At 68.4% G+C, this 26,522-nt stretch carries 23 protein-coding genes; 11 read left to right on the forward strand and 12 right to left on the reverse strand.

Annotated elements, in window-relative coordinates; all coding sequences use genetic code 11:
- Positions 1-48 precede the first annotated feature (48 nt).
- Positions 49-3,699: a S41 family peptidase gene (locus RCH07_RS06485; RefSeq protein WP_326966655.1), complete on the reverse strand. Its 3,651-nt coding sequence runs from the start codon at positions 3,697-3,699 to the stop codon at positions 49-51.
- Positions 3,700-3,773: 74 nt separating this feature from the next.
- Between RCH07_RS06485 and RCH07_RS06490 the strand changes: the two genes are divergently transcribed.
- Positions 3,774-4,667 (forward strand): TIGR01777 family oxidoreductase, encoded by an 894-nt coding sequence (locus RCH07_RS06490; protein ID WP_326966656.1) that lies wholly within the window; start codon positions 3,774-3,776, stop codon positions 4,665-4,667.
- A 409-nt stretch (positions 4,668-5,076) separates the two neighbouring features.
- On the opposite strand, the gene RCH07_RS06495 is transcribed toward RCH07_RS06490, so the two are convergent.
- Positions 5,077-7,107, reverse strand: coding sequence for a serine/threonine-protein kinase (locus RCH07_RS06495; protein ID WP_326966657.1), 2,031 nt, complete (start codon positions 7,105-7,107; stop codon positions 5,077-5,079).
- Positions 7,108-7,157: 50 nt separating this feature from the next.
- Between RCH07_RS06495 and lipB the strand changes: the two genes are divergently transcribed.
- The 4 genes from lipB to RCH07_RS06515 all read left to right on the forward strand — a co-directional run bounded on the left by lipB (position 7,158) and on the right by RCH07_RS06515 (position 10,248).
- Complete coding sequence (gene lipB / locus RCH07_RS06500; RefSeq protein WP_326966658.1) at positions 7,158-7,883, forward strand: lipoyl(octanoyl) transferase LipB; 726 nt, start codon at positions 7,158-7,160, stop codon at positions 7,881-7,883.
- On the forward strand, positions 7,880-8,887 hold the full coding sequence (lipA, locus tag RCH07_RS06505; protein WP_326966659.1) for a lipoyl synthase: 1,008 nt from the start codon (positions 7,880-7,882) through the stop codon (positions 8,885-8,887). The genes lipB and lipA overlap by 4 nt, the downstream gene beginning before the upstream one ends.
- Positions 8,888-8,975: 88 nt before the next feature.
- On the forward strand, positions 8,976-9,737 hold the full coding sequence (locus RCH07_RS06510; protein WP_326966660.1) for a DUF4191 domain-containing protein: 762 nt from the start codon (positions 8,976-8,978) through the stop codon (positions 9,735-9,737).
- 145 nt (positions 9,738-9,882) lie between these two features.
- Entirely contained in the window at positions 9,883-10,248 is a 366-nt protein-coding gene (locus RCH07_RS06515) for a DUF3817 domain-containing protein (protein WP_442784782.1), read from the forward strand.
- Positions 10,249-10,701: 453 nt separating this feature from the next.
- Here the strand turns inward: RCH07_RS06515 and RCH07_RS06520 are convergent, their stop codons facing one another.
- Positions 10,702-11,139 carry an RDD family protein gene (locus tag RCH07_RS06520; protein ID WP_326966662.1) on the reverse strand — a complete coding sequence of 146 codons (438 nt, stop codon included), beginning with the start codon at positions 11,137-11,139 and terminating at the stop codon, positions 10,702-10,704.
- A gap of 298 nt (positions 11,140-11,437) precedes the next feature.
- On the opposite strand from RCH07_RS06520, the gene glnA (RCH07_RS06525) reads away from it, so the two are divergent.
- Positions 11,438-12,862, forward strand: a complete 1,425-nt coding sequence (gene glnA, locus RCH07_RS06525; protein WP_326966663.1) for a type I glutamate--ammonia ligase — start codon at positions 11,438-11,440, stop codon at positions 12,860-12,862.
- A 121-nt stretch (positions 12,863-12,983) separates the two neighbouring features.
- Here glnA (RCH07_RS06525) and RCH07_RS06530 read toward each other — a convergent pair whose 3' ends face one another.
- The 5 genes from RCH07_RS06530 to glnA (RCH07_RS06550) all read right to left on the reverse strand — a co-directional run bounded on the left by RCH07_RS06530 (position 12,984) and on the right by glnA (RCH07_RS06550) (position 18,700).
- Positions 12,984-13,184 (reverse strand): AsnC family protein, encoded by a 201-nt coding sequence (locus RCH07_RS06530; protein ID WP_326966664.1) that lies wholly within the window; start codon positions 13,182-13,184, stop codon positions 12,984-12,986.
- 91 nt (positions 13,185-13,275) lie between these two features.
- Positions 13,276-13,791 (reverse strand): GNAT family N-acetyltransferase, encoded by a 516-nt coding sequence (locus RCH07_RS06535; RefSeq protein ID WP_326966665.1) that lies wholly within the window; start codon positions 13,789-13,791, stop codon positions 13,276-13,278.
- 59 nt (positions 13,792-13,850) lie between these two features.
- On the reverse strand, positions 13,851-14,267 hold the full coding sequence (locus RCH07_RS06540) for a VOC family protein (RefSeq protein WP_326966666.1): 417 nt from the start codon (positions 14,265-14,267) through the stop codon (positions 13,851-13,853).
- Positions 14,268-14,338: 71 nt separating this feature from the next.
- Positions 14,339-17,350, reverse strand: a complete 3,012-nt coding sequence (locus tag RCH07_RS06545) for a bifunctional [glutamine synthetase] adenylyltransferase/[glutamine synthetase]-adenylyl-L-tyrosine phosphorylase (protein ID WP_326966667.1) — start codon at positions 17,348-17,350, stop codon at positions 14,339-14,341.
- A gap of 9 nt (positions 17,351-17,359) precedes the next feature.
- On the reverse strand, positions 17,360-18,700 hold the full coding sequence (gene glnA, locus RCH07_RS06550) for a type I glutamate--ammonia ligase (RefSeq protein ID WP_326966668.1): 1,341 nt from the start codon (positions 18,698-18,700) through the stop codon (positions 17,360-17,362).
- A 263-nt stretch (positions 18,701-18,963) separates the two neighbouring features.
- Between glnA (RCH07_RS06550) and panB the strand changes: the two genes are divergently transcribed.
- Positions 18,964-19,944, forward strand: a complete 981-nt coding sequence (gene panB, locus RCH07_RS06555; protein ID WP_326966669.1) for a 3-methyl-2-oxobutanoate hydroxymethyltransferase — start codon at positions 18,964-18,966, stop codon at positions 19,942-19,944.
- A gap of 50 nt (positions 19,945-19,994) precedes the next feature.
- Here panB and RCH07_RS06560 read toward each other — a convergent pair whose 3' ends face one another.
- Positions 19,995-20,159: an SPOR domain-containing protein gene (locus RCH07_RS06560; protein ID WP_326966670.1), complete on the reverse strand. Its 165-nt coding sequence runs from the start codon at positions 20,157-20,159 to the stop codon at positions 19,995-19,997.
- A 50-nt stretch (positions 20,160-20,209) separates the two neighbouring features.
- Here RCH07_RS06560 and map point away from each other — a divergent pair, with 50 nt between their 5' ends.
- The 3 genes from map to RCH07_RS06575 all read left to right on the forward strand — a co-directional run bounded on the left by map (position 20,210) and on the right by RCH07_RS06575 (position 22,742).
- Positions 20,210-21,088, forward strand: coding sequence for a type I methionyl aminopeptidase (map, locus tag RCH07_RS06565; protein WP_326966671.1), 879 nt, complete (start codon positions 20,210-20,212; stop codon positions 21,086-21,088).
- An 87-nt stretch (positions 21,089-21,175) separates the two neighbouring features.
- On the forward strand, positions 21,176-21,979 hold the full coding sequence (gene ppgK, locus RCH07_RS06570; RefSeq protein WP_326966672.1) for a polyphosphate--glucose phosphotransferase: 804 nt from the start codon (positions 21,176-21,178) through the stop codon (positions 21,977-21,979).
- A 4-nt stretch (positions 21,980-21,983) separates the two neighbouring features.
- Positions 21,984-22,742, forward strand: a complete 759-nt coding sequence (locus RCH07_RS06575) for an SDR family oxidoreductase (RefSeq protein ID WP_326966673.1) — start codon at positions 21,984-21,986, stop codon at positions 22,740-22,742.
- Between the two features lie 117 nt (positions 22,743-22,859).
- Here the strand turns inward: RCH07_RS06575 and nrdR are convergent, their stop codons facing one another.
- From nrdR to RCH07_RS06590, 3 genes are all read right to left on the reverse strand, one after another.
- Positions 22,860-23,351 (reverse strand): transcriptional regulator NrdR, encoded by a 492-nt coding sequence (gene nrdR, locus RCH07_RS06580; RefSeq protein ID WP_326966679.1) that lies wholly within the window; start codon positions 23,349-23,351, stop codon positions 22,860-22,862.
- 125 nt (positions 23,352-23,476) lie between these two features.
- Positions 23,477-24,856, reverse strand: a complete 1,380-nt coding sequence (gene hisD, locus RCH07_RS06585; protein ID WP_326966674.1) for a histidinol dehydrogenase — start codon at positions 24,854-24,856, stop codon at positions 23,477-23,479.
- A gap of 40 nt (positions 24,857-24,896) precedes the next feature.
- Positions 24,897-25,583 carry a hypothetical protein gene (locus RCH07_RS06590; protein ID WP_326966675.1) on the reverse strand — a complete coding sequence of 229 codons (687 nt, stop codon included), beginning with the start codon at positions 25,581-25,583 and terminating at the stop codon, positions 24,897-24,899.
- Positions 25,584-25,781: 198 nt separating this feature from the next.
- Between RCH07_RS06590 and RCH07_RS06595 the strand changes: the two genes are divergently transcribed.
- Positions 25,782-26,240 carry a flavin reductase family protein gene (locus RCH07_RS06595; protein WP_326966680.1) on the forward strand — a complete coding sequence of 153 codons (459 nt, stop codon included), beginning with the start codon at positions 25,782-25,784 and terminating at the stop codon, positions 26,238-26,240.
- Positions 26,241-26,522 lie beyond the last annotated feature (282 nt).

Below are 26,522 nucleotides of genomic sequence, written 5' to 3' on the forward strand. Positions count from 1 at the left end.
CAGGGAACGCGGGCCTTCGCCGTTTAAGCCGGCGGCATCTGGGAACGGCTAGCCTTTCGGGCGGGCGGGCAGCGGGGCTGGACGCACCTGGCGGTAGCCTTCCCGCAGCGGCGGCCGGTCGGTGGGCAGTTCCTGGATCATTTCCTTGAGGGCGCCGATGCCGTATTCGAGCTGCGGATCTATGCCCGCGGCGTACGCGTGCGGCGGGAAGGTCACTTCGATGTCCGGGGCGACACCGAAGTTCTCGACACCCCAGCCCACGCCGCCGGAGAACCAGGTGGCGTACCGGGGCTGGGTGACGCCGGTCCCGTCGGCCAAGGCGAACCGGTTGTCGATCCCTACGACGCCGCCCCACGTCCGGGTGCCGATGACCGGGCCGATCCCCCGCAGCTTGGCCACCTGGGTGATGATGTCGCCGTCGGAGCCGGCGAATTCGTCGGTCAGGATGATGACCGGACCGCGCGGCGCGTGGTGCGGGTAGGTCCCGGGCTTTTCACCGCGGGGCATGCTCCAGCCGGTGACCTTGCGGCCGATGAGTTCCGCCACCAGCTGGGAAGTGTGGCCTCCGCGGTTGCGGCGGACGTCCACGATCAGTCCGTCGAGGGACGTTTCGGTATCGAGGTCGCGGTGCAGCTGCGCCCAGCCGTTGGCCATCATGTCCGGGATATGGAGATACCCGAAGGTCCCCTGCGACGCCTCCCGCACGGTGCGGCGGTTGGCGGCAACCCATTCCTGGTATCGCAGCCGTTCCTCGTCCTTGACCGGAACAACCGCCACCCGGCGCTGTTTTCCGGCCTGGTCACCGTGCCGTGGGCCGTTGCGGAGCGTGAGTTCCACGGCACGGCCGGCGGCGCCGACCAGCTGGATGGCAGGAGTGCGCGCTTCGGTGAGCTCGACGCCGTCGATCGCGAGCAGCACGTCACCGGGCTTCGCGTCCGCGCCGGGGCGGGTCAACGGCGAGGTGGCGAGCGGGTCGGAGGACTCCCCCGCCAGTATCCGGGTGATTTCCCAGCCCTCGCCGGTGAACGCCAGGTCCGCGCCGAGGCGGCCCTGACCGTTGCTGCCGTTCTCGGTGACTGCTGCGGGCCGGACGTAGGCGTGCGAGGTGCCCAGTTCGCCGTGGAGTTCCCAAAGCAGGTCCACGAGGTCGTCGTGCGAGCCGAGCCTGTCGACGATGGGACGGTAGCGGGCGTGGACCGAGTCCCAGTCCTGGCCGGCCATATCCTCGGTCCAGAAGAAGTCGCGTTGGAGCCGCCAGGCTTCATCGAAAGCCTGGCCCCAGACGCTGAGCGGATCGAGCTGCACGCGGATGCGGTTCAGCTCCACCTTGACCAGCTGGCCGGACTCCTCGTCGGCCTTGGCGCCGGCGGGTGAAACTCGGATCTGCTTGTCCTGCAGGAAGATAACCTTCTGGCCGTCCCCGGAGAGGCGGTAGCTGTCCAGCGACTCCACGATGGTGGTGGTGCGGCGCTTCGCGAGATCGAAGCGGACCAGTTTCGGTGCCGCGTTTTTGTCCGCCAGGCTGGCGCGGCCTTCGCCGGTGACGCCGAAGAGCTCATTGTCCAGCCAGAGCAGCGCCCCGGGCGTAGCGGTCAGTCCGGAATAGTTTCCCTGCGGCACGGGCACGCTGATGACGCGGTGGGCCAGGCCCTCGGCGTCGACGGAAACGGCGGGAACTTCTTCCTTCGCGGATCCTTCGCGGGGCTCAGCGCCGGCATCGCCGGCGTTGACCTTGCCGGCGCCGGCATCGCCGGCGTTGACCTTACCTGCGTTGACGTCGTCCTGGAGGTCGACGCTGGGTCCAAACGGGGAGGGGGTGTCCGCGGCGAGGGCCACAAGGTAGGGCTTGATAGGGCTCGGGAAGGAAAGGTCGAACGAGTGCCCGTCGTAGACGGGGTCAAAGCTGCGGTTGGAGAGGAAGGCGAGGAATTTGCCATCCGGCGTGAACGACGGCGACTCGTCGCGGAAGCGGCCGTCGGTGACGTCGATGATGGCTCGCAACGGGTCCCCGGACGTCCCGGCGGCGTCGACCTTTGTGATCCGCAGCCGGCTGCGGGAGCCGAAGGACGTGACCGGCTCAGCCCAGCCCAGCCACGCCGAGTCCGGGGACCAGCTGAACCCGTCGATGCTGCCTTCGCCGATGCTGCCCACGAGCGCCAGGGTGCCGGTACGGGTGTCCACCAGGTAGATGTCCCCGAACGAGGTGCCCACGGCGAGCCAGTTGCCGTCCGGGCTGGCCTCGATGGCGCTGGTCCGGGTCGCCTTGGGAAAGTCGATCCGGGTCAGTTGCCGCGAACCTCGACCGTCCAGCGGGGAGGTGTCGCCGTCCCCCGCGGGGCCGGCGGTGTCGGCACCGTCGCGGCTGGTTCCGGCCTGGTTGCTTCTGGCCTGGGTCGGAGCGGACACGGCGGCGCCGGCGCCGGTGATTGTGGCGGCGGAAACCGGCTGCGGCAGCGGCGTTCCGGCGTCGGATTCTTCCGCTGCGGCGGAGGGTTCCGGCACAGCGGTGCGATCGGTCCGGTGCACGCCGGTCCCGGTTCCGCCGTCACGGGTTCCGCCGTCAGGGGTTCCACCGCCCTGGGTTCCGCCATTCCGGGTTCCACCGTCCAAAGGGGCGGCGATGGCCTTCAGGTACAGGGCTTCGACGCCGTCGTGGTCGGCCACGTAGGCGATCCGTCCGTCGCCGAAGGGGCGGGGCAGCCGGGCCCGGACACCGGGCGTCGCTTCAAGGACGCGGGACGGGCCGTCCTGGTGCCGCAGCCAGTGCAGGGTGCCGTGGGCTTCGACGGCGCTGGACCCGCCGGCACGGTCCGGGACAACATCGCCAAGGTGCCGGGACGTCTTCAGCGGTGCGGCGCGGCGGGCCTGGGAGGCGGAGCCGAGAGTGATGTCCAGTTTTACGGCGTCCGAGCCGAGGTCGGGCAGGAGCCAAAGCTCACCGGCGGATTCGAAAACGACGCGCCGGCCGTCGGTGGCTGCGTGCCGGACGTAGAAGTCCTCGTGATCCGTGTGGCGGCGGAGGTCGGTGCCGTCCGGCAGCACCGAGTAGAGGTTGCCGTAGCCCTCGTGGTCGGACAGGAAGGCAATCCGGCCGGCCACCCACATCGGGTCGGTCAGGTTGCCGTCGAGCTCGGCGGCGAGCCGTTCGAACTCACCGTTTCCGTCGCCGTCGATCCACAGTTTTCCGGCGGTGCCGCCGCGGTAGCGTTTCCACCAGGCGGGCTCACGCGAGAGCACGCTGGCCAGGACGACGGGGCGTTCGTCGCCGACCTCGGGGCCAAAAGCTACGGACTCGACGGGGCCGAACGGGAGTTCGCTGGCCCAGCCGCCGGCGACGGGAAGGCTGTAGGCGTGGGTGTGCCGGCTGTCGGATTGCCGGAACGCACTGGTCACCACAACGTCCCCGCCGGGGGTGAAGCCCTTGACCCGGGTGGAGCTGTGGCCGAAGTAGCTCAGCTGGCGGTAGCCGCCGCCGTCGACGTCCGCGGTGACCACCTCCGGTGCCGTCCCCTGAATCACTGTCCACACGAGCCGCTTGCCGTCCGGGGTGAACCGGGGGCTGCGGGCGGGCAACTGCAGCGAGGAGACACGCCAGGCTCGGCCTCCGCCAAGGGGCGCAATCCACACGTCGTCCTCGGCCACGAAGGTGACCAGATCGCCGTGCAGATGCGGGAAACGGAAGTAACTCGAAGAGGTCATCGTTAGATCATAGTCAACACCGCCACTCCCTCCCGGGAGGTTTCCCTGCCGTGCCGGACATGGTGAGATGGAACATGCGAATCATTGTTGCCGGAGCCTCCGGGCTGATCGGAACCGCCCTTACCAGCTCCCTGCGCAGCGCCGGGCACGACGTCGGGACGCTGGTCCGGCGCCCGCCGACGGCGCCCGACGAGTTCCAATGGGACCCTGCGGCGGGGCAGATCGATGACACGGCGCTGAAGGGTGCCGACGCCGTCATCAACCTTTCCGGCGCCGGCATCGGGGACCGGCCGTGGACCCGGCGGCGGATCAGCGAGCTGCGCAGCTCGCGGCTGGGTCCGACCCGGACCCTGACGACGGCGATGGCCCGGCTGGAAACCCCGCCGTCCGTATTCCTGAGCCAGTCGGCGTCCGGCTATTACGGCACTGCCGGCCCGGCCGTGCTGCGCGAGGACGCCCCTGCCGGCAGCGGCGTCCTGGCCCGGATCTGCGCCGACTGGGAAGCGGCCGCGCACGAGGCTCCGGCCGGCGTCCGGGTGGTGACACCGCGCACGGGCGTCGTCCTGAGCCGCTCCGGTGGCGCGCTGGGCCGGCTGATGCCGTTGCTGCGCCTCGGCGTGGGCGGACCGCTGGGCAACGGGCGGCAGTATTGGCCGTGGGTGACGCTCCCGGATGTGGCCAACGCCTTCGCCTTCCTGCTCGCTGCCCCGGTGTCCGGTCCGGTCAATGTCTGCGCCTCCGAGAGCGCGGATGTGAATGCGCTGATCGGGGCGCTGGCCGGCGCCCTCCACCGCCCCGCGATGCTGCGCGTCCCGGCGCCGGTGCTGCGTCTGGTGATGGGCGGGCTCGCGGAGGAACTGCTGCTCGCAAGCCAGCGGATGGAGCCGGCGGTGCTCAGCGCGGCGGGGTTTGAGTGGCAGCATCCGTCCCTGGCGCAGGCTGCCGCGTGGGTGGCGGACCGCGGTTAATCGTCATTTTCGTTAGTTCGGGGGTCCGGGCGCGGCCTGGACCTTTTCGCGCCGCGGGACATGCCCATTCTTCGCACCCGGGACCGGGCACAATGACACTATGTCCACCCGCCGGCCCCGGCGCAGGGCATGTCCCCTTGGGTCCGTGTCCAGTCCAGCGGGGCATGCCCATTTTTCGCACCCGGGACCGGGCACAATGACACTATGTCCACCCGCCGGCCCCGGCGCGGGACATGTCCCCTTGGGCGGGTGCCCAGACCAGGTGTCCAGCGCCGCGGGACATGCCCATTTTTCGCACCCGGGACTGGGCATAATGACACTATGTCCACCCGCCGGCCCCGGCGCGGGGCATGTCCCCTTGGGCCCGGCCACCGCGCCCAGACCCCCGACGAACTAACGAAAATGACCACTAGCCGGCGGCGGACTCCTCCGGCAGGATCTCCTGGATCCGCCAGCGGCCGTCGACGGGAACGAGGACCAGCTGCAGCCGCTGTTCAGGCGTGGCGGCCGCGTCCGCCACCACTTTACCGGCGGAATCCTGCTCCCGGTAGGGCGTGGTTGCCGCGCTGACGGCGACCACGGCCCGGGTCGCGGTGCCGCCGGCGGCACCCTCCACCCGCGTCAGGACGGTAGCGAAGCCGGCCAACACATGCCCTGACTCCGTCAGCAGGGCGCTGATCCGGCCGTCCGCACCGGCTGCGGCCGACCCCGGTACGTTGACCTGATCCAGCAGCCGGAAGTTCCCGGAACTGAACGCCAGGGAGCGAAGCCGCGCCAGTCCCCGGACCGCCTCTTCAGGGTCCACCGATGCCAGCAAGGCGTCCAGGTCGGCCCGCACCTCAGCCTCAGCAGGTGCCCCTGCCTGCGGCCCTGCCGGTGGCGCTGCCCCGGACGGGTCCGGCGTCGTTGCCGCTTCGGTGGCCGCGCCGGGCGGCGCTTCAGTGGCCGCTTCAGTGGCCGCGCCGGGCGGCGGGACGAGTTCAGGGAAGGGCGCCAGGGTTACCCGTCCGCCCGCCAGCAGCCACGCCCCGCCCAGCAGCGCGACGCCGAGTAGAGCGACAGCGAGCAACGAAACAGCAAGCAGCGCGCCAGCCGCCTGGCGGCGGGCGACTGCTCGGACACGGCGGGGCCGGGCCACCTGTTGAGTCCCCGGCAGGCGGCGGTGGGCTCCGGCCGGGGCTGCGCCGGGGCGCCGTGACCCCGGCCCCGACCCGGGTGCCGTCTGTGTGACGGGCGTCGTCTGCGCGGCAGGCCCGGGCGTCGTCTGCGTGGCAGTCCCGGGGGGAAGCCCGTTCCGCGGCAGCCTGTTCCTGCGGTGCCAGTTCCTGCGGAGCCGGTTCCTCGGTGATCTGCTCCCCGGCAACCGCCTCCTGCGCCGCCAGGTCCTGCCCAGCCAGCCCCTCCGTCTTGCGGCCCGCCGCTCCCGCGCGCTGCGGGGCAGGGCGCGCCGGGTCAGCAACTCCGGGATGACCGTGGCGTGGACTGACACGGACAGGTCCACCGGCGCCGCCTCGGCGCTGCGGTAGATTGCGGCCGCGAACTCCGCGGCCGGGGGCCGTTGCCGCCGGTCCTCGTGCATTCCGGCTTCCAGGGCCGCTGCCAGCGCCGCGGGAACATCCGGCACCAGCAAGGGCAGTGGCGGCCGCTGGGGCCCCGGCTCGGGAGCCCTGCCGGTGAGGCAGTACCAGCCGAGGGCGGCCAGCGAATAGACGTCCCGCTCCGGCTGCAGACCAGCCCGGACGGCATCCACTGGTGCGGGGTCGCGGAAACCGTCCGTCCCGGCCTGGGACACGTCGCCGGGATCGGCCACCATCCTCGCGACGCCCAGATCGGCCAGCAGTGGCTTGCCGTGCGCCGTGAAGAGCACGTTTCCGGGAGACAAGTCGCCGTGTGTGAAGCCGTTGCCGTGCAGATAGGCCAGGGCCTGCGCGAGGGGGGTCAGGATAGTCACCGTCTCCCCTGCACCCAGCTTTCCCCTGCCGGCCACCAGCCCGCCCAGCGACCCGCCGGGCGCGTAGTCCAGTACGAGCCCCAGTCCGTCGCCGCTGTCGCCGTCACCGCCCGCGCCGTCGCCGCCGTCGCTGCTCGCGCCGCCGCCGTCGTCGTCCGCGAAGGGCGTACCGCCGTCGCCGTCCCCGCTGGGCGCGCCGCCGCGCGGGGAGCGTATACGGACCACCGAGCGGGCTTTGACCAGATGCTCGTGAGCCAGGGCGGAGAGGATCCGGACCTCACGACGCATGCCCTCCTCCGGATCCCGGGCCTCCGTCGCTTCGCCGTCGTTAGCGGACCGGCACGGGAAACACTTGAGGGCGTACGCCCGGCCTGTGGACTGTTCGGTCACCAGCCAGACCGTCGCGCTGCCGCCGCGGCCCAGGCAGCGGCCGACGTCGTATCCGGGAACCTCGGGGGCCCTGTCGCCTGTCCGCGCGTCATCTTCCATACCCTAGGAATAGCCGATCCCGAGGAATCCCGCAGAAGTTATCCACAGGCATGAGAGCTTGGACACACAATCGGGCCCGACGACGGTCCGGGTCTAAGCTGGATGCCATGACTCTTGAGTTCTCCCGGCTTGGTTTCGCCCCGGAATTCGTCGACTACACCCGCGGCTGGGACATCCAGCGCGAACTGCACGGGAAAGTCGCCGCCGGCACGTCGCCCAGCACGGTCCTGCTGCTCGAACACTCCGCCGTCTACACGGCGGGTAAACGCACCGAGGACCACGAACGCCCCTTTGACGGGACCCCCGTCGTCCCGGTTGACCGCGGCGGCAAGCTCACCTGGCACGGCCCCGGCCAGTTGGTGGGCTATCCCATCCTCAAACTCAAGAACCCGTCCGGGATCCGCGACTACGTGGAGCGTCTGGAAGCCGTGATCATCGCCGTTCTGTCCGACTACGGGATCGCGGCCGTCCGAATTAAGGGACGCGCCGGCGTCTGGCTCGAGCAGGACGCGTTGGGTCCGGCGCGCAAGATCGCCGCCATCGGCATCCGCGTCCACGACGGCGTTACCATGCACGGCTTCGCGATCAACTGCAACAACGACCTCGCCCCGTACACCCAGATCATCGCCTGCGGCATTACCAACGCCGGCGTCACCACCATCTCCCAGGAGACGGGCAGGGACGTCACGCCCGCCGACCTCGTGTCGCGGATCACCGAAGAACTGCGCAACAATGAAGAAGCGCTAGTAGCAAACCATGAAGGAGCTCTACTGTGACACTGGCACCAGAAGGCCGAAAAATGCTGCGTATTGAGCAGCGCAATGCGGCCACCCCGGTGGAACGTAAGCCCGAATGGATCAAGGCCAAGGTCCATATGGGCCCCGAGTACGTCCAGCTCAAGAACCTCGTCAAAAAAGAGGGACTCCACACCGTGTGTGAAGAGGCCGGCTGCCCCAACATTTTCGAATGCTGGGAAGACAAGGAGGCCACCTTCCTGATCGGCGGCTCCGAATGCACCCGGCGCTGCGACTTCTGCCAGATCGATACCGGCAAGCCCTCCCCCGTGGATGTCTTCGAGCCCACCAAGGTGGCCCGCTCCGTCCTGGCGATGCAGCTCCGTTACGCCACCGTCACCGGTGTGGCCCGCGATGACCTCGCCGACGAGGGCGTCTGGCTCTACGCTGAAACGGTCCGCAAGATCCATGAACTGAACCCGGGCACCGGCGTCGAACTCCTCATTCCGGACTTCTCTGGCAAGCCGGAGCACATCGAGGCCATCTGCGACTCCAAGCCCGAGGTGTTCGCCCACAATGTGGAGACCGTCCCCCGGATCTTCAAGCGCATCCGCCCCGCGTTCCGCTACGACCGGTCGCTGGACGTCATCACGCAGGGCCGCAAACTCGGCATGGTGACGAAGTCCAACCTGATCCTCGGTATGGGCGAGACCCGCGAGGAAATCTCAGAGGCACTGAAAGACCTGCACGACGCGGGCTGCGACCTCATCACCATCACCCAGTACCTGCGCCCCAGCGAGCGTCACCTGCCGGTTGACCGCTGGGTCAAGCCGCAGGAATTCGTGGAGCTGCAGCAGGAAGCGGACCAGATCGGCTTCCTCGGCGTTATGAGCGGGCCGCTGGTGCGTTCCTCCTACCGCGCGGGCCGGCTCTGGGCCACCGCAATGCGCAAGAAAGGCTGGGAGATCCCCGCCGAGCTGGCGCACATCGAAAGCTCGGGAAGCACCCGCCAGGAAGCCAGCTCGCTGATCGCAGCACACTCCTGAAAACGGTTGAAAGATGGTTTCCACGGACCGGCGCCTGACACTTTCAGCGTCCGACCCCTGGCCATAAATCACGTAGAATTAAGGCACTATGGCGAATTCCTCTGATTCCAGCACCTCCTCTCCGGCTTCTGATGCTCCGAAGCGCGGCTTCTTTTCCCGCAAGCCCAAAGCAGCGAAGGTCAAGAAGCCGAGCCGGCTGAAGCAGATCGGCGAGGTCTTCCAGATGACCCGCCGCCACGATCCGATGGTCCCGTGGCTCATGCTGCTCGCGTTCCTCGGCGTCGTGGCCGTCAGCTTTGTTGTTGGCTACCTGCTGGATAACTGGATCACCGGCCTGATCATCGGCATCCCGCTGGGTATCCTCGCGGCAACCCTGATCCTGTCCCGCCGGGCCGAGCGCGCCGCCTTCGCGCAGATCGAAAACCAGCCCGGAGCCTCCGGCGCCGCGCTGGGCACACTCAAGCGCGGCTGGATCACCGAGGACCAGCCCGTCGCGGTCAACCCCCGCACGCAGGACGCCGTCTTCCGCGCAATTGGCCGTCCCGGCGTTGTGCTCGTCAGCGAGGGCCCCAGCAGCCGGGTCAAGCCGCTCGTCGACGCCGAACGCAAGCGGCTCGCCCGCATCCTTCCCAACGTCACCATCCACGTGATTGAAAGCGGCCGCGGCGAGGGCCAGGTTCCCATCAGCCAGGTCGCTAAGAAGATGACCAAATTGAAAAACGAGCTGACCAAGCTGGAGGTCAACACCGTTTCCAAGCGAATTTCCTCGCTGGGAAGCCGCCTGCCGATCCCCAAGGGCATCGATCCCTACAAGGCCCGTCCGGACCGCAAAGCAGCCCGCGGACGCTAGGGACCAGCACCAGAGCCACAGGGACGCCCCGGTGACCGCCTTCCAGGCCGGCCGCCGGGGCGCTCCTTTTGCCCAAGACCGGACCGACCGTCCCCCCGGGACAGAACGCGGAGACTCCGTTATGAAACTGCCGTCCACACCTGTCATGATCCGCATCTTTCGGGTGCTGGCCATCGCCGAGGGCTTCAGCTGGGCCGCCCTGCTGATCGGCATGTTTCTCAAATGGGTCACCCGGACCACCGAGCTGGGCGTTGAGATTGCAGGTCCCATCCACGGGGCGTTCTTCATCGGCTACGGCATCGCCGCCCTGAGCTTGTGGGGCCTGCAGCGCTGGCCGTTCCGGGTGGCGCTGTTCGCCGGGGCGTCCGCCGTCATCCCGTTCGCCACCGTCTGGTTTGAACGCTGGGCCGGCCGCCGCGGCCACCTGACGGCCACGGCCGGACGGGGCCCTTCGACGCCGGGCGCTTCGACGTCGGCTCGGGAGACAGCCGGTGAGGCGGCCGGCGTCTAGCCCTTTCGCGCGGGTGGCTCCTCCATTGGACGCAAATGGCCGCTACCTGCTGTGGCTTAGCGGCCACATGTGGCGAATGGCGGTGGTCCGGAGCGCCGTAGCCGGCCCGCCGACGCCCTCCGCGCGGCTGGCGCCTCCATTGGACGCAAATGGCCGCTACCTGCGGGGGTTTAGCGGCCAAGTGTGGCGAATGGCGCGGTTCAGCGGCCACATGTGGCGAATGGCGTGGTCCGGAGCGTCGTAGCCGGCCCGCCGACGCCCTCCGCGCGGCTGGCTCCTCCATTGGACGCAAATGGCCGCTATCTGCGGTGGCTTAGCGGCCAAATGTGGCGAATGGCTGGGTCCGGAGAGCGCCTCCGAGCTGGTCGCCGTGGCCGGGAGCGATCCGCTCGCGTGTTCCTGCCGCCGCCGGTTCGATAAGGCAGGGCAAGCCCTGTCGACGCCAGAGAGAGGCTACCTCCGGACGAGCACCGTGTTCATGGCCTTGTCATGCAGGCCCCGCTGGTCCGGGTCGAAAATGACGGCCGGGAAGACGAGGCACAGCAGCAGACTGCGGACCAGGGCCGGAAGGGGGCCGGCGGGGCCGCCGCCGAGGCGGGTCACGTGGAGGCCCATGATGCGGTGGCCGATGCTGTACCCCAGCGTGCCGATCAGGAGGGCCTGTTCGACGGCGAACACGGCCAGGGTTGTCCAGGGGTTCCCGGCGAAGGCGAAGTTGCTGATCAACAGCGCAATCCCCCAGTCAATGCAGATGGCCAGGATCCGCCGTCCGGCACGGGCAATGGAGCCCGGCCCGGATTCGGGCAGCCCCAGCCGCTCGCCGGGATACTTCGAGATGCCCGACGTATCCGGCCCGCCGAGCCATGAGCCTATGTCTTTACGATCCACCACCCTCCAAGAGTATCGGCAAAGACCGGCCTCGCAGGGCCGTTCACTGTGTGGACCTCGCACGGCCACAGGGTGGAACCGGATAGGCCACACTGTGGACAGCGACTACCGTTGACCTGTCAGGGCATTCCGTAACGTGCCCGAAACAAAGCGGACACCGCGGGGAAACCCCGTGTCCTTAGGGTGGTAACAGTTGCTAGCGGCATAGGGGCGGGGCAGACCTTCGGGTGCACCCCGCCGTCGGACTGCGCTGGACCATACGGCCTGACGGCCAGATCTTTCATATGCGTAAGGAGCATAGATGTTCAAGACTGCGGACGAAGTCCTCAAGTTCATCAAAGACGAAGAAATCAAATTCGTCGATATCCGCTTCACCGACCTCCCCGGCGTTCAGCAGCACTTCAACGTGCCCGCCAAGAGCGTCGACGCCGACTTCTTCGTCAACGGCCAACTCTTCGACGGATCCTCGATCCGCGGTTTCCAGGGCATCGCCGAGTCGGACATGCAGCTCATCCCGGACGTCACCACGGCATTCATCGACACGTTCCGCATGGAGAAGACGCTCGCGCTGAACTTCTCGATCGTGAACCCGCGCACGGGCGACCCGTACCACCGAGATCCCCGCGGTGTGGCTGAAAAAGCCGAAGCGTACCTCGCCTCCACCGGCATCGCCGACACCGCGTTCTTTGCGCCCGAGGCCGAGTTCTTCGTGTTCGACAACGTCCAGTACCAGTCCTCCCCGCAGGGCAGCTTCTACAAGATTGACTCCGAGGAAGCCCATTGGAACACCGGCCGTGAAGAAGAGGGCGGAAACCTCGGCTACAAGACCCCGGTCAAGGGCGGCTACTTCCCGGTCTCCCCGACCGACAAACAGGTTGACCTCCGCGATGCCATGTGTGTCGCCCTCGACGAGGCCGGCCTTGAGGTCGAGCGCAGCCACCATGAGGTGGGCTCCGCCGGCCAGGCTGAGATCAACTACAAGTTCACCACCCTGACCCACGCGGCGGATGACCTGCAGAAGTTCAAGTACGTCATCAAGAACACCGCCGATGCCTGGGGCAAGTCGGTCACGTTCATGCCGAAGCCGGTCTTCGGTGACAACGGCTCCGGCATGCACTGCCACCAGTCGCTCTGGACCGCCGGCGAGCCGCTGTTCTACGACGAAAAGGGCTACGCCGGGCTGTCCGATATGGCCCGCTGGTACATCGGTGGCCTGCTGAAGCACTCCTCCGCCGTGCTGGCGTTCACCAACCCGACGGTGAACTCCTACCGCCGCCTGGTCAAGGGCTTCGAAGCGCCGGTCAATATGGTGTACTCCCAGGGCAACCGCTCCGCGGGCATCCGTATCCCGATCACGGGCTCAAACCCCAAGGCCAAGCGCATCGAGTTCCGCGCTCCGGACCCGTCCTCCAACCCGTACCTGGCGTTCGCTGCCCAGCTGATGGCCGGCATCGACGGCATCCGCAACCGGATTGAACCGCCGGCCCCGATCGACAAGGACCTTTACGAGCTCCCCGCCGAGGAAGCCAAGGACATCCCCAAGGCTCCCGGCACGCTCGAGGAGGCACTGGACGCACTGGCCGAGGACAACGAGTTCCTCCAGGCCGGGGGCGTCTTCACCCAGGACCTGATCGACACCTGGATCGAGTACAAGTACGAGAACGAGATCCGTCCGCTCTCGCTGCGCCCGAACCCGTACGAGTTCGAGCTCTACTACGGCGTCTAGGCGACACCGCAAAGTTCCCAACGCCTGCACGACGGCGGCCCCCACCCTCCCGGTGGGGGCCGCTGGTCTTTGCGGTCTGGGGCGGCGCCCGTCGTTAGGCCCTCGGGTCCGGATCTCCGGCTCAGCGCTTCCCGTACTTCTTGTGCACGGCCTGCTTGCTGACGCCGAGGCACGTCGCAATGGCCTCCCAGGAGAGTCCCGCCTGGCGGGCACGCAGCACGACCTCCGTCTCGGTGCGGGCCACTTCCTTGCGGAGCTCAGACACCGCGTACAGCGCTTCGGCCGGGCCCTTGCCGTCCATGGAACCGATCAGTGTCTTCATCAGGCACCTCCTGCCGTCAACGTTAGCTGACACAGGCAGTAGCGTCAATGAAAATTGACGTTACTGCCTGCGGACGTTCAGCGGGCACTGTTTAGAACGCCCGGTACATGGTCCGCTGCGGGCCGGCGCCGCCGCCAAGGTATTGGCCGTGGTCCTCGAAGCCGGCCTTGCGGTAGGCCGCCTGTCCGGCGGGGTTAAGCTCGTTAACGGAGAGCACGACGCCGGCCTGTCCGCCGCCGAGGGCGGCCGTCAGATTCGCGGCCGCCGGGACTGCTGACCCGGCTGCCAGGGTGCCGAGGCCCTTGCCCTGCTGCCGGCGGTCGATCAGGAAGCCGCGAAGCAGCCAGGCCGAGCCGTCGTCCGCCCAGCCGGCTGCGGCTGCAGCACCGGCCTGCAGGGTCAACACCCCCACCGCCACGCCGTTGGAGTCAATCGCGAAGGGGTGGCGGGACTCTTCTGCCAGCCCCACAAGCGTCATGCGCAGCGGGTCGCCCACGAACATCCGCTGCTCGCCGCTGACTTCCAGGTCTGCGATCTCGCCCAGTTTAATGGCGCGGGAGTCGTCGTCGAGGTTCTTCAGCGGCAGCAGCCACACGTGTTCAGGCATAACAGAAGCCTACCCAGGCCGGGGCTCACGCCGCCGTCGTAGGAATCAGGCAGCCGCGGCTAGAGCGCCGCGTCCTTCGGAGGCCCGGCGGGATCCATCCACATGACTTCCCAGAGGTGCCCGTCCGGGTCCTGAAAGCTGTGGCTGTACATGAAGCCGTAGTCCTGGACCTCCTGGGACGGTGTGCCGCCGGAGGTCAGGGCCTTGCGGACCATTTCATCGACAGCCTCGCGGCTGTCCACGGAGAAGGCCATGATGGACTCGGTGGTAGTGCGGGCATCCGCGATGGCTTTGGTGGTGAAGGTCTTGAAGAAGCCTTCCACGAGCAACATCACGAAGGCATCGTCGTTGATGATCATGCACGTGGCGTTCTCATCAGTGAAGGCCGGGTTGAAGGAAAAGCCCAGCCCGGTGAAGAACTCAACGCTCTTGTGGAGGTCCTTGACGGGGAGATTCAGGTACATTTGCGTGGCCATCCGCCCAAAATAGCACCATGCGCGTGACGTGTCAGCACCCGAAGCCTCCCCGTCGATCCAGGCAGCTAACGCTACTGGCCGTAGAACACGCGCTCGAAGACGCCCCTGGCCCGCCGGCTGAGCCGCAGGTAGTCCTCCTCGAGGGCCGCGGCGTTGCCCTGCCCGTAGCCGCACCAGCGGGCCACCGCCTCCAGGTCCCGGCGGGACGAAGGCAGCACATCCGAGGCCCGGCCGGTCCAGATCACATTCGCCGAGCGGACCCTGCTTGCCAGGCGCCAGGCTCGGAGCAGGATCACCACGTCCGCCGGCTCCAGCAGCCCGACGGCGGCCGCCGCCTCCAGTGCTTCCACAGTCGAGGTGGTCCGCAGTTCCTGATGCTGCGCCGCGTGCTGCAACTGCAGCAGCTGGGCCAGCCATTCGACGTCGCTCAGGCCGCCGCGGCCCAGTTTCAGGTGCCGGGCGGAGTCCGCCCCGCGCGGCAGGCGCTCCGCTTCGACGCGGGCCTTGACGCGGCGGACTTCACGCACGTCCTTCTCGGACAGCGTTTCCGGGTAGCGGATCGGGTTCACCAGGGCGACAAAATCGGCGGCCAGTGCGTCGTCGCCGGCCATGGGGCGGGCGCGCAGCAGCGCCTGGGCCTCCCAGACGAGTGACCACCGGCGGTAGTACTCGGCGTAGGACTCCAGTGACCGCACCATGGGCCCGCTCTTGCCCTCGGGCCGAAGGTCCGCATCCACCATCAGGACGCGCTCGGCGAGGATGGCGGGCTTGAGCGGCTGGGTCAAAAGGCTGGAGAGCTTCGCAACAATCTTCGCGGCCTGGGTCTGCGCCTCATCCTCGGGCACCCCGGGCAGGCCGCGATGGACGTACATCACGTCCGCATCCGAACCGTAGCCGATTTCCTGCCCGCCCTGGCGCCCCATGGCCACCACCAGCACGTGCGTCTTGAGCGGTTCTCCGGCGGTGACCATGGTTTCAGCGACGCGCAGCGCACCCAGGACCGCGGCGCGGTCCGTGTCGGCGAGTGCAGCGCCCACGCGGTCCTGGTCCAGGACCGCGGCGCTGTCCGCGATCGCAATCCGCAGGATTTCGCGGCGCCGGATGAGCCGGATCAGGCGCATGGCACTCTCCGGCTCCGCATGCCTGGACATCTTCGAGGCGATTTCGAGCCACTGCGCCTCGAACGTCAGCGGCACCAGATCCTTGTCCGAGCCGAGCCAGGCCACGGATTCGGGGGAAACTTCCAGCAGGTCCGAGATCAGCCGGGAGTTGGAGAGGACGTGGCAGAGCCGCTCGGCTGCCGCCGTCGAATCCCGCAGCATCCCTAGGTACCAGTGTGTGGTGCCAAGCGCCTCGCTGACCCGGCGGAAGGCCAGCAGCCCGGTGTCCGGATCCACGCCCTCGGCCAGCCACCCCAGCAGGATCGGCAGGAGCTGGCGCTGGAGCGCGGCGCGGCGGCTGATCCCGGCGGTGAGCGCCTCAATGTGCCGCATGGCGCCCTGCGGGTCGAGGTAGCCCAGGGCCGCGAGGCGTCCCTGCGCGGCCTCCGGGGTCAGCCGGGCCTCCTCGCTGCTGAGCGCGGCGGCGGTGTTGAGCAGGGGACGGTAGAAGATGCGTTCGTGCAGTTCCCGGACGGACTTCTTGGTCCTGCGCCAGGCGGCCATCAGGGCATCGGGTTTGGGCCGCTCGGTGGCGAAGGGTCCCAGCACGGCCTTCGCGAGCGACCGCAGCGAGGCTTCCTGGACCGGCATAAGGTGGGTGCGGCGCAGCTGGAAGAGCTGGATGCGATGTTCCAGCAGCCTCAGGTAGCGGTAGTCCCTGTCGAACTCGGCGGCGTCGGAGCGGCCGATGTACCCGCCGGCCGACAGCGCGGCGATGGCACCGGTGGTGTCGCGGCAGCGCAGGGACTCGTCCGATTTTCCGTGCACCAGCTGCAGCAGCTGGACGGTGAACTCGACGTCGCGAAGACCGCCGCGGCCCAGCTTGATCTGCCGCTGCTCCTCCTCGGCGGGAATGTGCTCGGTCACCCGGCGGCGCATGGAGCGGACCGATTCCACAAATCCCTCGCGGCCGGCGGAGGACCAGATCAGCGGGGCGACGGCGGCTTCGTAGCGCGCGCCGAGATCCGTGTCGCCGGCGATGGTCCGGGCCTTGAGCAGGGCCTGGAATTCCCAGCTCTCGGCCCAGCGGGCGTAGTAGCTCTGGTGCGAGGCCAGTGTCCTGACCAACGGTCCGGATTTGCCCTCGGGGCGCAGGTTGGCGTCCACTTCCCACAGCCCGGGCTCCCGGCCCGTGGCCATGATCGCCCGGGAGATGCCCGAGGCCAGCGCCGTGCCGATGGTGTTCGCGCGCGCGTCCTCCAGCCCGCCGGACTCGATCACGTAGATGACGTCGACGTCGGAAATGTAGTTGAGTTCGCGGGCACCGCACTTGCCCATCCCGATCACGGCGAGTCCGACGTCGGCCACCTCGGCGGCGCTGAAGTGGTCGGCGGCTTCGGCCCGGGAGACGGCGAGGGCGGCCTCGATTGCTGCCCCGGCCAGGTCCGCCAGTTCGGCCCCGGCGGAGGGCATGAAGTCCAGCGGATCCGCGGCGCAGAGGTCCTTGACCGCAAGCTCCACGAGGCCGCGGCGGTAAGCGGTGCGGAGCGCTTCATAGCCTTCGTGCCCCGACAGGGCTGCGACGGGCCGGGCGGACTTCGGATCGGCCCGCACGGACTGCAGCAGCCGTGCCCGCAGTTCCGCGGTATCCGCGGCGCGCGGCTCCGGGCTGGCCGTCACCTCGAAGGCGTCGAGATGTTCGGGGTGGCGGATCAGGAATTCGCCGAGCGCTTCGGAGGCGCCGAGCACCCGGTACAGCGGTTCGCTGCGCTCCGGATCGGCCACGGCCAGTTTCCGCAGGTCCGGATGCTTTTCGATCAGCCGGACGAGGGACTGCAGCGCAGTGTCCGGGTTCGCTGCGAGCTGCAGGCCGGCGAACAGGACCTCACGGTCCAGGCCGCCGAGCTCCGGGGCGGCCAGGAACCGTTCACCCTTGTCCAGATCGCTGAAGCCGGCGGCGATCAGGCGTCGTGCCAGGCTCACCCGGGCCGCCTAGAGGATGCCGAGGTTGCGCTGCAGCTCGTAGGGCGTGACTTGGAGGCGATAGTCCTGCCATTCGGCCCGCTTGTTGCGCAGGAAGTGCTCGAACACCTGCTCGCCGAGGATTTGCGGCATCAGCTCGGAATCCTCCATGGTCCGGATGGCTTCGTGCAGGGACGCCGGGAGCGGATCGTGACCCATGGCTCGGCGCTCGGCCGAGCTCAAGGACCAGATGTCGTCCTCGGCGGCGGCGGGAAGCTGGTAGCCCTCCTCGATGCCCTTCAGGCCGGCACCGAGCAGCACGGCGTAGGCGAGGTAGGGGTTGGCCGCGGAGTCGATGCCGCGGTATTCGATCCGGGCGGACTGGCCCTTGCCCGGCTTGTACAGCGGCACCCGGACCAAAGCAGAACGGTTGTTGTGGCCCCAGCTGAGGTAGCTCGGGGCTTCTCCCCCGCCCCAGAGCCGCTTGTAGGAGTTCACGAACTGATTGGTGACTGCAGTGAATTCGGGCGCGTGCTTGAGGATGCCGGCCATGAATTGACGGGCCGTCCCGGAGAGCTGGAATTCCGCTCCGGCCTCGTAGAAGGCGTTGGTGTCGCCCTCGAAGAGTGAGAAGTGGGTGTGCATGCCGGATCCCGGGTGGGCGGTGAAGGGCTTCGGCATGAAGGTGGCGTAGGTGCCCTGCTGCAGCGCGACTTCCTTGATCACCGTGCGGAACGTCATGATGTTGTCCGCGGTCTGCAGGGCGTCCGCGTAGCGCAGGTCGATCTCGTTCTGGCCCGGGCCGGCCTCGTGGTGGCTGAACTCCACGGAAATGCCCACCGATTCGAGCATGGTCACGGCGGTCCGGCGGAAGTCCTGGGCCACGCCGCCCGGGACGTGGTCGAAGTAGCCGCCCTCGTCCACCGGGACGGGCGAACCGTCGGGGCCCGGATGCTGGGACTTCAGCAGGTAGAACTCGATCTCCGGGTGGGTGTAGCAGGTGAAGCCCATATCCGCGGCCTTGGCCAGGTTGCGCTTGAGGACGTTCCGCGGGTCCGCGGAGGAGGGCTCGCCGTCGGGCGTCAGGATGTCACAGAACATCCGCGACGTCGCTTCGGTCTCGCCGCGCCACGGCAGGATCTGGAAGGTGGCGGGGTCCGGCTGGGCCAGCATGTCGGATTCGAAGACGCGGGCCAGGCCTTCGATGGAGGAGCCATCGAAGCCGAGGCCTTCCTCGAAGGCGCCTTCAACTTCAGCCGGGGCAAGAGCCACAGACTTCAGCGACCCCACGACGTCGGTGAACCACAGGCGCACGAACCGCACGTCGCGCTCTTCGATCGTCCGCAGGACAAACTCTTGCTGGCGGTCCATACTGGCCTCTTTCCGGTTCATTCGTCCGTGCCCCGGGCCCGTCATACATGGCGCCCACAGCTGCTCACGATTCACTTTACTAAGCATTGGCGCCGAATGCTGGAGCGGCCGCCCCGCGTAACACAGCGTTAACACAGCGGCGCCGGAATATGCCGCCGGACGCCCGGAGGCGTCCATTCCGGCGGCGGCCGTGTGACGTTTTTCACCGTTCACGCTCCGGTCCCCGGTAGCTCGGACGCGCGGTATCGCACTACGCTCGTGCCATGGCCACAAGCATCAGTCCCGATTCCAGCACGCCCGCAGAACTAACGGCCCCCTACGGCAACGGCCCGGCGGCGGCCTCCCCGGCCGTGGCTGCGCCCCCGACGGCGGACGCGACGGCGGCTACGCCGGCGGCCCTGCCAGTGGCCCCACCGGCGTCAGCACCCGCGGACGCCGCCCCGAAGCCGGCGGCGAAGATCCGCACCCACCACCTGCGCCAGGCCAAGCTCAACGGTGAGCGCTTCGCCATGCTGACCGCCTACGACCAGTACACGGCGGAAATTTTTGACCAGGCCGGCATCGAGGTCCTCCTGGTGGGAGACTCGGCCTCCAACAATGTCTTCGGTAACGAAACCAGCCTGCCCGTCACCGTGGACGAACTGATCCCCTTGTGCCGCGCGGTGACCCGCTCGGCCCGGCGCGCGCTGGTTGTGGCGGACCTGCCGTTCGGCAGCTACGAGGTCTCCGCTCAGCAGGCCGTGGCCACCGGCGTCCGGTTCCTCAAAGAGGGACTGGCACACGCCGTCAAGATCGAGGGCGGCGCGTTCTACGCCGAGACGGTCCGCGCCATGGTCCAGGCCGGCATTCCCGTGATGGCGCACATCGGCTTCACCCCGCAAAGCGAGCACGCGCTCGGCGGCTACCGGGTCCAGGGCCGCGGCGACGACGCCCAGCGGCTGATCGACGACGCCGTCGCCCTCGCCGACGCCGGCGCGTTCTGCGTGCTGATGGAAATGGTTCCGGCAGCGACGGCGGCGGCCGTGGACGCCGCCGTCGACGTCCCCACGATCGGCATCGGCGCCGGCAGCGCAACCACCGGCCAGGTGCTGGTGTGGCAGGACATGGCGGGCTTGCGCGGCGGGAAGATGGCCAAGTTCGTCAAGCAGTACGCGGACCTGCGCACCTCGCTCAGCGACGCCGCCCGGGCCTACGGCGAGGACGTCCGCTCAGGGCAGTTCCCGGGCCCCGAGCACTCCTTCTAGCCGCCGGGACGCGGACCGCCGTCGAGCGGGGCCCGTCAGACAGGACCCTGTCAGTCCTCGTCGCCCTTGTCCCACGTCTCGTTGCGCGCCTTGACCTTCTCGAGGGCGTGCTCGGCTTCGTCCCGGGTCTTGTAGGGGCCGATCAGCTGGCTCCAGTCGGACATGGCGTCCACTTCAACCTCGTGGGTGTTCACGTTGTACCAGTATTCGGGCATCGGTGCTCCTTTGTTTCCCGGCTTTCGGCGACTCCTTATAGAATCAATCTATGCCTTCTCTCGCTACGACAGCACCCATCGGCACCCTGATCCCGGGAACAGTCAGCCCACAGCTCCCCGTCCCGGCTTCCATCCCGCGCCCCGAATACGTGGGGAGGCCCGGACCGGCCAAATTCACGGGCTCAGAGGTCAAGTCCGCGGAGACCATCGAGAAGATCCGGACTGCGTCACGGATTGCCGCCCAGGCGATTGTGGAGGTGGGCAAGCACATCGTGCCCGGCGTCACCACCGACCACCTGGACAGCGTGGGCCACGAGTTCCTGCTGGACCACAAGGCCTACCCTTCAACCCTCGGCTACCGCGGATTCCCCAAGTCACTGTGCTCCTCGCTGAACGAGGTGATCTGCCACGGCATCCCGGACACCACCGTGGTCCGGGACGGCGACATCCTCAACATCGACATCACCGCCTTCATCGGCGGAGTGCACGGCGACACCAACTACACCTTCCTCGTGGGCGATGTCGACGAGGAATCCCGGCTGCTCGTCGAGCGCACCCGTGAATCGCTGAACCGCGCCATCCGCGCGGTGGCCCCCGGTCGCGAGATCAACGTCATTGGCCGGGCCATCGAGTCCTACGCCAGGCGTTTTGGCTACGGCGTGGTCCGCGACTTCACAGGCCACGGCGTGGGTGAGGCCTTTCACACCGGCCTGATCATTCCGCATTACGACGCCGCCCCCGCCTACAACACGGGAATGGAGGCCGGCATGGTCTTCACGATTGAACCCATGCTGACCCTCGGATCCGTCGACTGGGACATGTGGTCCGATGACTGGACCGTGGTGACCCGTGACCGCAAGCGCACCGCGCAGTTCGAGCACACCCTGCTCGTGACTGAATCCGGCGCGGAAATCCTGACCCTCCCCTGATTCCAGCACCACCCGGAAGATCCCGGTCTTCCCCGCCGGCCCCGGCCGGACCTCCGCTAGCCCGCCCCTGCCACGAACGGAACCACATTGGCCAAGAAGGACGAGAAGTCGAAGCAGAACACCCAGCTGATCGGGATCGACGTCGGCGGAACCGGGATCAAGGGCGGGATCGTCGACCTGAAAAAGGGCAAGCTCGTCGGTGACCGTCTGCGGATCCCCACTCCGCAGCCGTCCACGCCCGCCTCCGTCGCCGAGGTGGTGGCGCAGGTGGTTGCCGAACTGTCGGCCCGCCCGGATGCCCCGGCCCCCGACTCCCCCGTGGGGGTCACCTTCCCCGGCATCATCCAGCACGGCGTGGTCCACTCCGCCGCCAACGTGGACAAGTCCTGGCTGGAACTGGATATCGATGCCATGCTCACCGCCCGCCTCGGCCGCCCTGTCGAGGTCATCAACGACGCCGACGCCGCCGGCCTCGCCGAAGCCCGCTACGGCGCCGGCAAAGGAGTCGCCGGCACCGTCCTGGTGATCACCCTCGGCACCGGGATCGGTTCCGCGTTCATCTTCGACGGCAAGCTCGTCCCCAACGCCGAGCTCGGGCACCTGGAGATCGACGGCTTCGACGCCGAAAGCAAGGCCTCCGCCGTCGCCCGGGAACGGGACGGCCTGAGCTGGGAGCAGTACAGCGTGCTCCTGCAGCGGTACCTCTCCCACGTCGAGTTCCTCTTCTCCCCCGAACTCTTTATTATCGGCGGTGGCATCTCCAAGCGCGCGGACGAGTACCTCCCGAGGCTGCGGCTGCGCACGCCGATTGTCCCGGCGGAGCTGAAGAACGATGCCGGAATCGTCGGAGCCGCTATCGAGATTGCACTCCAGCACAGCCTCGCCAGGTAGCGCCATGACGTCCCCCCGGCCCGCGGTGGTCATCGTCACCGGCGGCAGCCGCGGCATCGGCGCAGCAATCGCGCATCGCGCTGCCCGGGACGGGTACGCCGTCGTCGTGAACTATTCGGCGGATGCGGCAGGCGCCGCCGCCGTCTCGGACGGCATCAATGCCGACGGCGGGACCGCGGTGGCCGTCCGCGCCGACATCAGCGACCCGCTCGCCGTTGCAGGCCTGTTCGACGCCGCCGAGGCCCTGGGCACCCTCGCCGCGGTGGTCAACAACGCCGGCATCACGGGAAACCTGATCGGGCCTCTCACCGATGTACCCGCCGACGTTGTCCGCCGGGTCCTGGACGTCAACGTGGCCGGGCTCATCTTCAGCTGCCAGGAGGCCGTCCGGCGGCTCAGCACCGACCTCGGAGGCCACGGCGGGTCTATTGTCAACATCTCCTCGACTGCCGCGAAGGCCGGTTCGCCGGGAACCTGGGTGCACTACGCGGCGTCCAAAGGCGCCGTGGACGTGCTGACCGTGGGCCTGGCGGCAGAGGTCGCGGCGCAGGGCATCCGGGTGAACTGTGTGGCCCCGGGGAGCACCAAGACGGGGCTCCATGCCGCGGCCGGGATGCCGGACAGGATGGCGCGGCTCAGGCCCTCGATCCCGATGGGGCGCGGAGCCGAACCGGATGAGGTGGCGGCCGCGGTCTCCTGGCTTATGTCCGAGGAGGCCGGGTACATCACCGGCGCCGTCCTGCCCGTCTCCGGCGGCAGATGACGCCCACCCGGGAACCCTGTTGGAAGGGTTGGTGCCGGTGGTGGCCGCGGCTTCCCCTCCGCTGCCACCACCGGAGTTTGTGTGCCGGGGAAGCTGAGCCGTCGTGAAGATTTCCGCTTAGAGCGGGCTCGTCTGCGGGCTCGTCTCTTCCCGGCCCCTGGTCTGCGCCTCATGGCGGAGCAGGGAGATGGCCGATTCGAAGTCCTCAAGGGATTCGAAGGCCTGGTACACGCTGGCGAAGCGCAGGTACGCGACTTCGTCGAGTTTCTGCAGCGGGTTCAGGATGGCGAGACCAACTTCATGCGCGTCAATCTCGGCGGCGCCGGAGGCCCGGATCGTCTCCTCGACCTCCTGGGCCAGCAGGGCGAGGTCGTCCTCTGTGACGGGACGGCCCTGGCAGGCCTTGCGCACACCGTTAATGACCTTGCCGCGGCTGAACGGCTCGCCGACGCCGGAGCGCTTGATCACGGTCAGGCTGGTGGTCTCCACGGTGGTGAAGCGGCGGCCGCATTCGGGACACTGCCGCCGGCGCCGGATGGCGGACCCGTCGTCGGCGATGCGGCTGTCCACCACACGGGAATCGGGGTTACGGCAGAACGGACAGTACACGTCGTCCCCTCCCCGTCGTAGGCTGAAAATCTCCGACACCGGAAAATTCTCGGAACATTCGCTCCGCCATCAGTTTACGACTAGATGTGGCTGAATAACAAGCCTGTAATTACTACATGTAGTGGTCAGGCGCCTGCGCCGAACCGCGCTGTGACGGCCTCCCCGTGGGCCGGCAGGTCCTCGGCGCCGGACAGGCTCACGATGTGCCCGCTCACCTGTTCCAGGGCGGCGCGGCTGTAGTTGACCACCTGGATGGCGCGCAGGAAAGTGGTCACATTCAGGCCCGAGGAGAAGGCGGCCGTTCCGCCGGTCGGCAGCACATGGTTGGAGCCGGCGCAGTAGTCGCCCAGGCTGACGGGGCTGTAGTCCCCCACGAAGATGGCCCCGGCGTTGCGGATCCGGGCGGCGACGCCGGCGGCATCCGCCGTCATGATCTCCAGGTGCTCCGCGGCGTAGGCATCGCATGCCGCGATGCCCTGCTCCAGGTCATCCACCAGGACGACGCCGGACTGGGGTCCGGAGAGTGCCTCACGGACCCGCGCACTGTGTTTCGTGGCGGTGGCCTGGCCGTCGAGTTCCTCCCGGACGGCTGCCGCGAGCTCCGCTGAATCGGTGAAGAGCACTGAGGCTGCCTTGGGGTCGTGCTCCGCCTGACTGATCAGGTCCGCGGCGACAAGGGCCGGCCGGGCGGTGGCGTCGGCAAGGATCGCGATTTCGGTGGTGCCGGCTTCCGAGTCGATCCCGACGACGCCCTTGACCAGGCGCTTGGCGGTGGAGACAAAGATGTTGCCCGGGCCGGTGACCACGTCCACGGGATCGAGCCCGGCGAGACTCCCGGCCCCGGTTCCGGTGGCCGGGATACCGTAAGCGAAGGCCGCGATGGCCTGTGCTCCACCGATCGCATAGACCTCGTCGACGCCGAGCAGGCAGGCGGCCGCAAGGATCGTCGGGTGCGGGAGTCCGCCGAAGTCCTTCTGCGGCGGGGACGCCAGGGCAATGGATTCGACGCCGGCGGCCAGGGCCGGGACCACGTTCATGACCACCGAGGACGGGTAGACGGCGAGGCCGCCGGGGACGTAGAGGCCCACGCGGGCCACCGGAACCCAATTCTGGCTGACGACGGCACCGTCGCCGAGTTCGACGTCGGTGTTTGCCGGGCGCTGCGCGTCGGCGAAACGGCGGGCCCGCCGGATGGACTCTTCGAGCGCCGCCCGCACGGCGGGGTCGAGCCCGGCGAGGGCGGCCTTCAGCGCCCCGGCGGGGACGCGGGGGTGGGTCTGGACCACGCCGTCGAAGGTCAGGGCCAGTTCGCTGAGCGCTGCAAAGCCCCGCTCGCGGACAGCCGCGATGATGTTCAGGACCTTCTCTTCGGCGTCGGCAGTGGTGCCCGGCCGCGCCCGCGGAACGGCGGCGCGGAGACCGGCGAGGGTCAGCCGCCGGCCGCGCAGGTCTACGGTGCGGAAGGTGAGGTCGGCGGGCGCGGGGCTATCAGGAGTTAGGGTCACCTTTTCATTTTACGTGCCGGGCGGCCGGGCCCCGACGCTGTTACGCCGGTGGCTGTTCGCGCGACGCGCCAGGTGCCGCGTCCGTTGCCGCATCAGGTGCCGCGTCCGTGGCCCCGTCTGTGGCCCCTTCCGGATCCGGTCCGGCCCTGCGCGGGGATGAGAAAGCGGCGCCCAGGAAAATGGACAGCGCGACGGCGGCCGGCCAGATGGCCAGCAGCGCGTAGGACCGCAGCGAGAAGGCGATGCTCGCGTTGGCCGAGGCGTCTTCCGGGGTGCCGAACCAGATGCCGCAGAGCACCCCGGTACGCCAGGCCAGGACGGCACCCACGGCGCCGCCCAGAACTGCCAGCACAACGTCCTGGCCCGAGGACTCCTGGTCCTTCGAACCGGCGGTCAGGGCGCCCGCGATGCAGCCGGCCAGCAGGAAAAGTCCGGCCAGCACCAGATCCCGGGGCAGCCAGGCTTCCGGGTTGCTGCCGTTCCGCAAGGCGGGGTTCCCCGAGAGCAGGTTCAGACCCGACGGGGCGAGGAGCCACCAGAGCAGCCCGACAGGCACTCCGGCCGCGGCGATGAGGGCGGCCGTGCGCCACTGCGTTGCCCGGCGGTTCCGCTCCGGGCCCGGCGGCACGGGAGCGGCGGCTGGCTGCGCCTCCCGACGGGTGTCCTGCCGGGAGAGGCGCTGATCCTGTTGCTGGCCGTGCTGGCCATGTACCGCGGGCTGTGTCATGGAACAAACCTTAACAAGCTTTCCGCCGGCCCGGAACGCGGCACCGCGGGGAAGGCGGCACCACGCGGAAGCTGCAAGTACCGGGACCGGCCACCGGCGCAATACGCTGGCAGGGTAGGAGTATCACCCGGACGGGCAGCAGGGAGTTGGATCGCAGTGACCACAGAGGACCAGGCCTTCGAGGGAACGTTCAGGGAAATGTTCCGCCGGCATGCGGCCGGGGTGGCGATCATTACCGTCAACCACAACGGCGTGCCGTTCGGCTTCACGGCGACGTCGGTGGCCTCGCTGTCGGCAAAACCGCCGCGGTTCACCTTCAACATGGCCCGGACCTCGAGTTCGTGGCCGGCCGTGGCAAACGCCACCTACATCGGCGTGCACATGCTCGGGCTGGAGAACCAGGAGCTTGCCGAGCGGTTTGCCCGCACCCGGGATCGATTTGACGGCGATCACTGGGAGCCCGGGCCGCACGGGGTGCCGATCCTGAAAGACGTCGCGGGCTGGCTGATCGGCAAGGTCCAGATGCGGCTCTCCTTCGAGAACAACGCCGTGGTGGTGGTCGAGGTCGTGGCGGGCCGCGTCGGCGACGACGGCACTCCCCTGCTCTACCACTCCGGCGCGTACAGCCGGTCCGCCCCGCTGGACTACGAAATCTAAGCCCTTGCCCGGCCGTTTCGACGGTTCCCTGCGCACTCGATGGCTCTAAGCGTCGAGTGCGCAGGGAACCGTCGAAACGGCGGCGTGCCCCGGCCCCTAGACGTGCCGGCCCCAAGACGTGCCGGCCCTTAGGACACGCCCATAAATAAGTACGACTAATCGGTTTTTGGGTGGGAACATGATGTATGCCCATTTCCGCTGATGCTGTCGAGTCGCTGCGTGCGAAGTTCGCCACGATCCTGCCCCACCTCGATGAGCGGGCCACGCGTTTGCTGCTGGCGG

This window comes from Arthrobacter sp. CG_A4 (assembly GCF_035985125.1).
In the GTDB taxonomy this organism is placed as follows: Bacteria; Actinomycetota; Actinomycetes; order Actinomycetales; family Micrococcaceae; genus Arthrobacter.

What these genes read in the sequence shown, in the direction of transcription:
- RCH07_RS06485 (WP_326966655.1), bottom strand. Translation starts at nt 3,699, where the DNA reads ATGACCTCTTCGAGTTACTTCCGTTTCCCGCATCTGCACGGCGATCTG.
- RCH07_RS06490 (WP_326966656.1), top strand. Translation starts at nt 3,774, where the DNA reads ATGCGAATCATTGTTGCCGGAGCCTCCGGGCTGATCGGAACCGCCCTT.
- RCH07_RS06495 (WP_326966657.1), bottom strand. Translation starts at nt 7,107, where the DNA reads ATGGAAGATGACGCGCGGACAGGCGACAGGGCCCCCGAGGTTCCCGGA.
- lipB (WP_326966658.1), top strand. Translation starts at nt 7,158, where the DNA reads ATGAGAGCTTGGACACACAATCGGGCCCGACGACGGTCCGGGTCTAAG.
- RCH07_RS06510 (WP_326966660.1), top strand. Translation starts at nt 8,976, where the DNA reads ATGGCGAATTCCTCTGATTCCAGCACCTCCTCTCCGGCTTCTGATGCT.
- RCH07_RS06515 (WP_442784782.1), top strand. Translation starts at nt 9,883, where the DNA reads ATGATCCGCATCTTTCGGGTGCTGGCCATCGCCGAGGGCTTCAGCTGG.
- glnA (WP_326966663.1), top strand. Translation starts at nt 11,438, where the DNA reads ATGTTCAAGACTGCGGACGAAGTCCTCAAGTTCATCAAAGACGAAGAA.
- RCH07_RS06530 (WP_326966664.1), bottom strand. Translation starts at nt 13,184, where the DNA reads ATGAAGACACTGATCGGTTCCATGGACGGCAAGGGCCCGGCCGAAGCG.
- RCH07_RS06535 (WP_326966665.1), bottom strand. Translation starts at nt 13,791, where the DNA reads ATGCCTGAACACGTGTGGCTGCTGCCGCTGAAGAACCTCGACGACGAC.
- RCH07_RS06540 (WP_326966666.1), bottom strand. Translation starts at nt 14,267, where the DNA reads ATGGCCACGCAAATGTACCTGAATCTCCCCGTCAAGGACCTCCACAAG.
- glnA (WP_326966668.1), bottom strand. Translation starts at nt 18,700, where the DNA reads ATGGACCGCCAGCAAGAGTTTGTCCTGCGGACGATCGAAGAGCGCGAC.
- panB (WP_326966669.1), top strand. Translation starts at nt 18,964, where the DNA reads ATGGCCACAAGCATCAGTCCCGATTCCAGCACGCCCGCAGAACTAACG.
- RCH07_RS06560 (WP_326966670.1), bottom strand. Translation starts at nt 20,159, where the DNA reads ATGCCCGAATACTGGTACAACGTGAACACCCACGAGGTTGAAGTGGAC.
- map (WP_326966671.1), top strand. Translation starts at nt 20,210, where the DNA reads ATGCCTTCTCTCGCTACGACAGCACCCATCGGCACCCTGATCCCGGGA.
- RCH07_RS06575 (WP_326966673.1), top strand. Translation starts at nt 21,984, where the DNA reads ATGACGTCCCCCCGGCCCGCGGTGGTCATCGTCACCGGCGGCAGCCGC.
- RCH07_RS06590 (WP_326966675.1), bottom strand. Translation starts at nt 25,583, where the DNA reads ATGACACAGCCCGCGGTACATGGCCAGCACGGCCAGCAACAGGATCAG.
- RCH07_RS06595 (WP_326966680.1), top strand. Translation starts at nt 25,782, where the DNA reads ATGTTCCGCCGGCATGCGGCCGGGGTGGCGATCATTACCGTCAACCAC.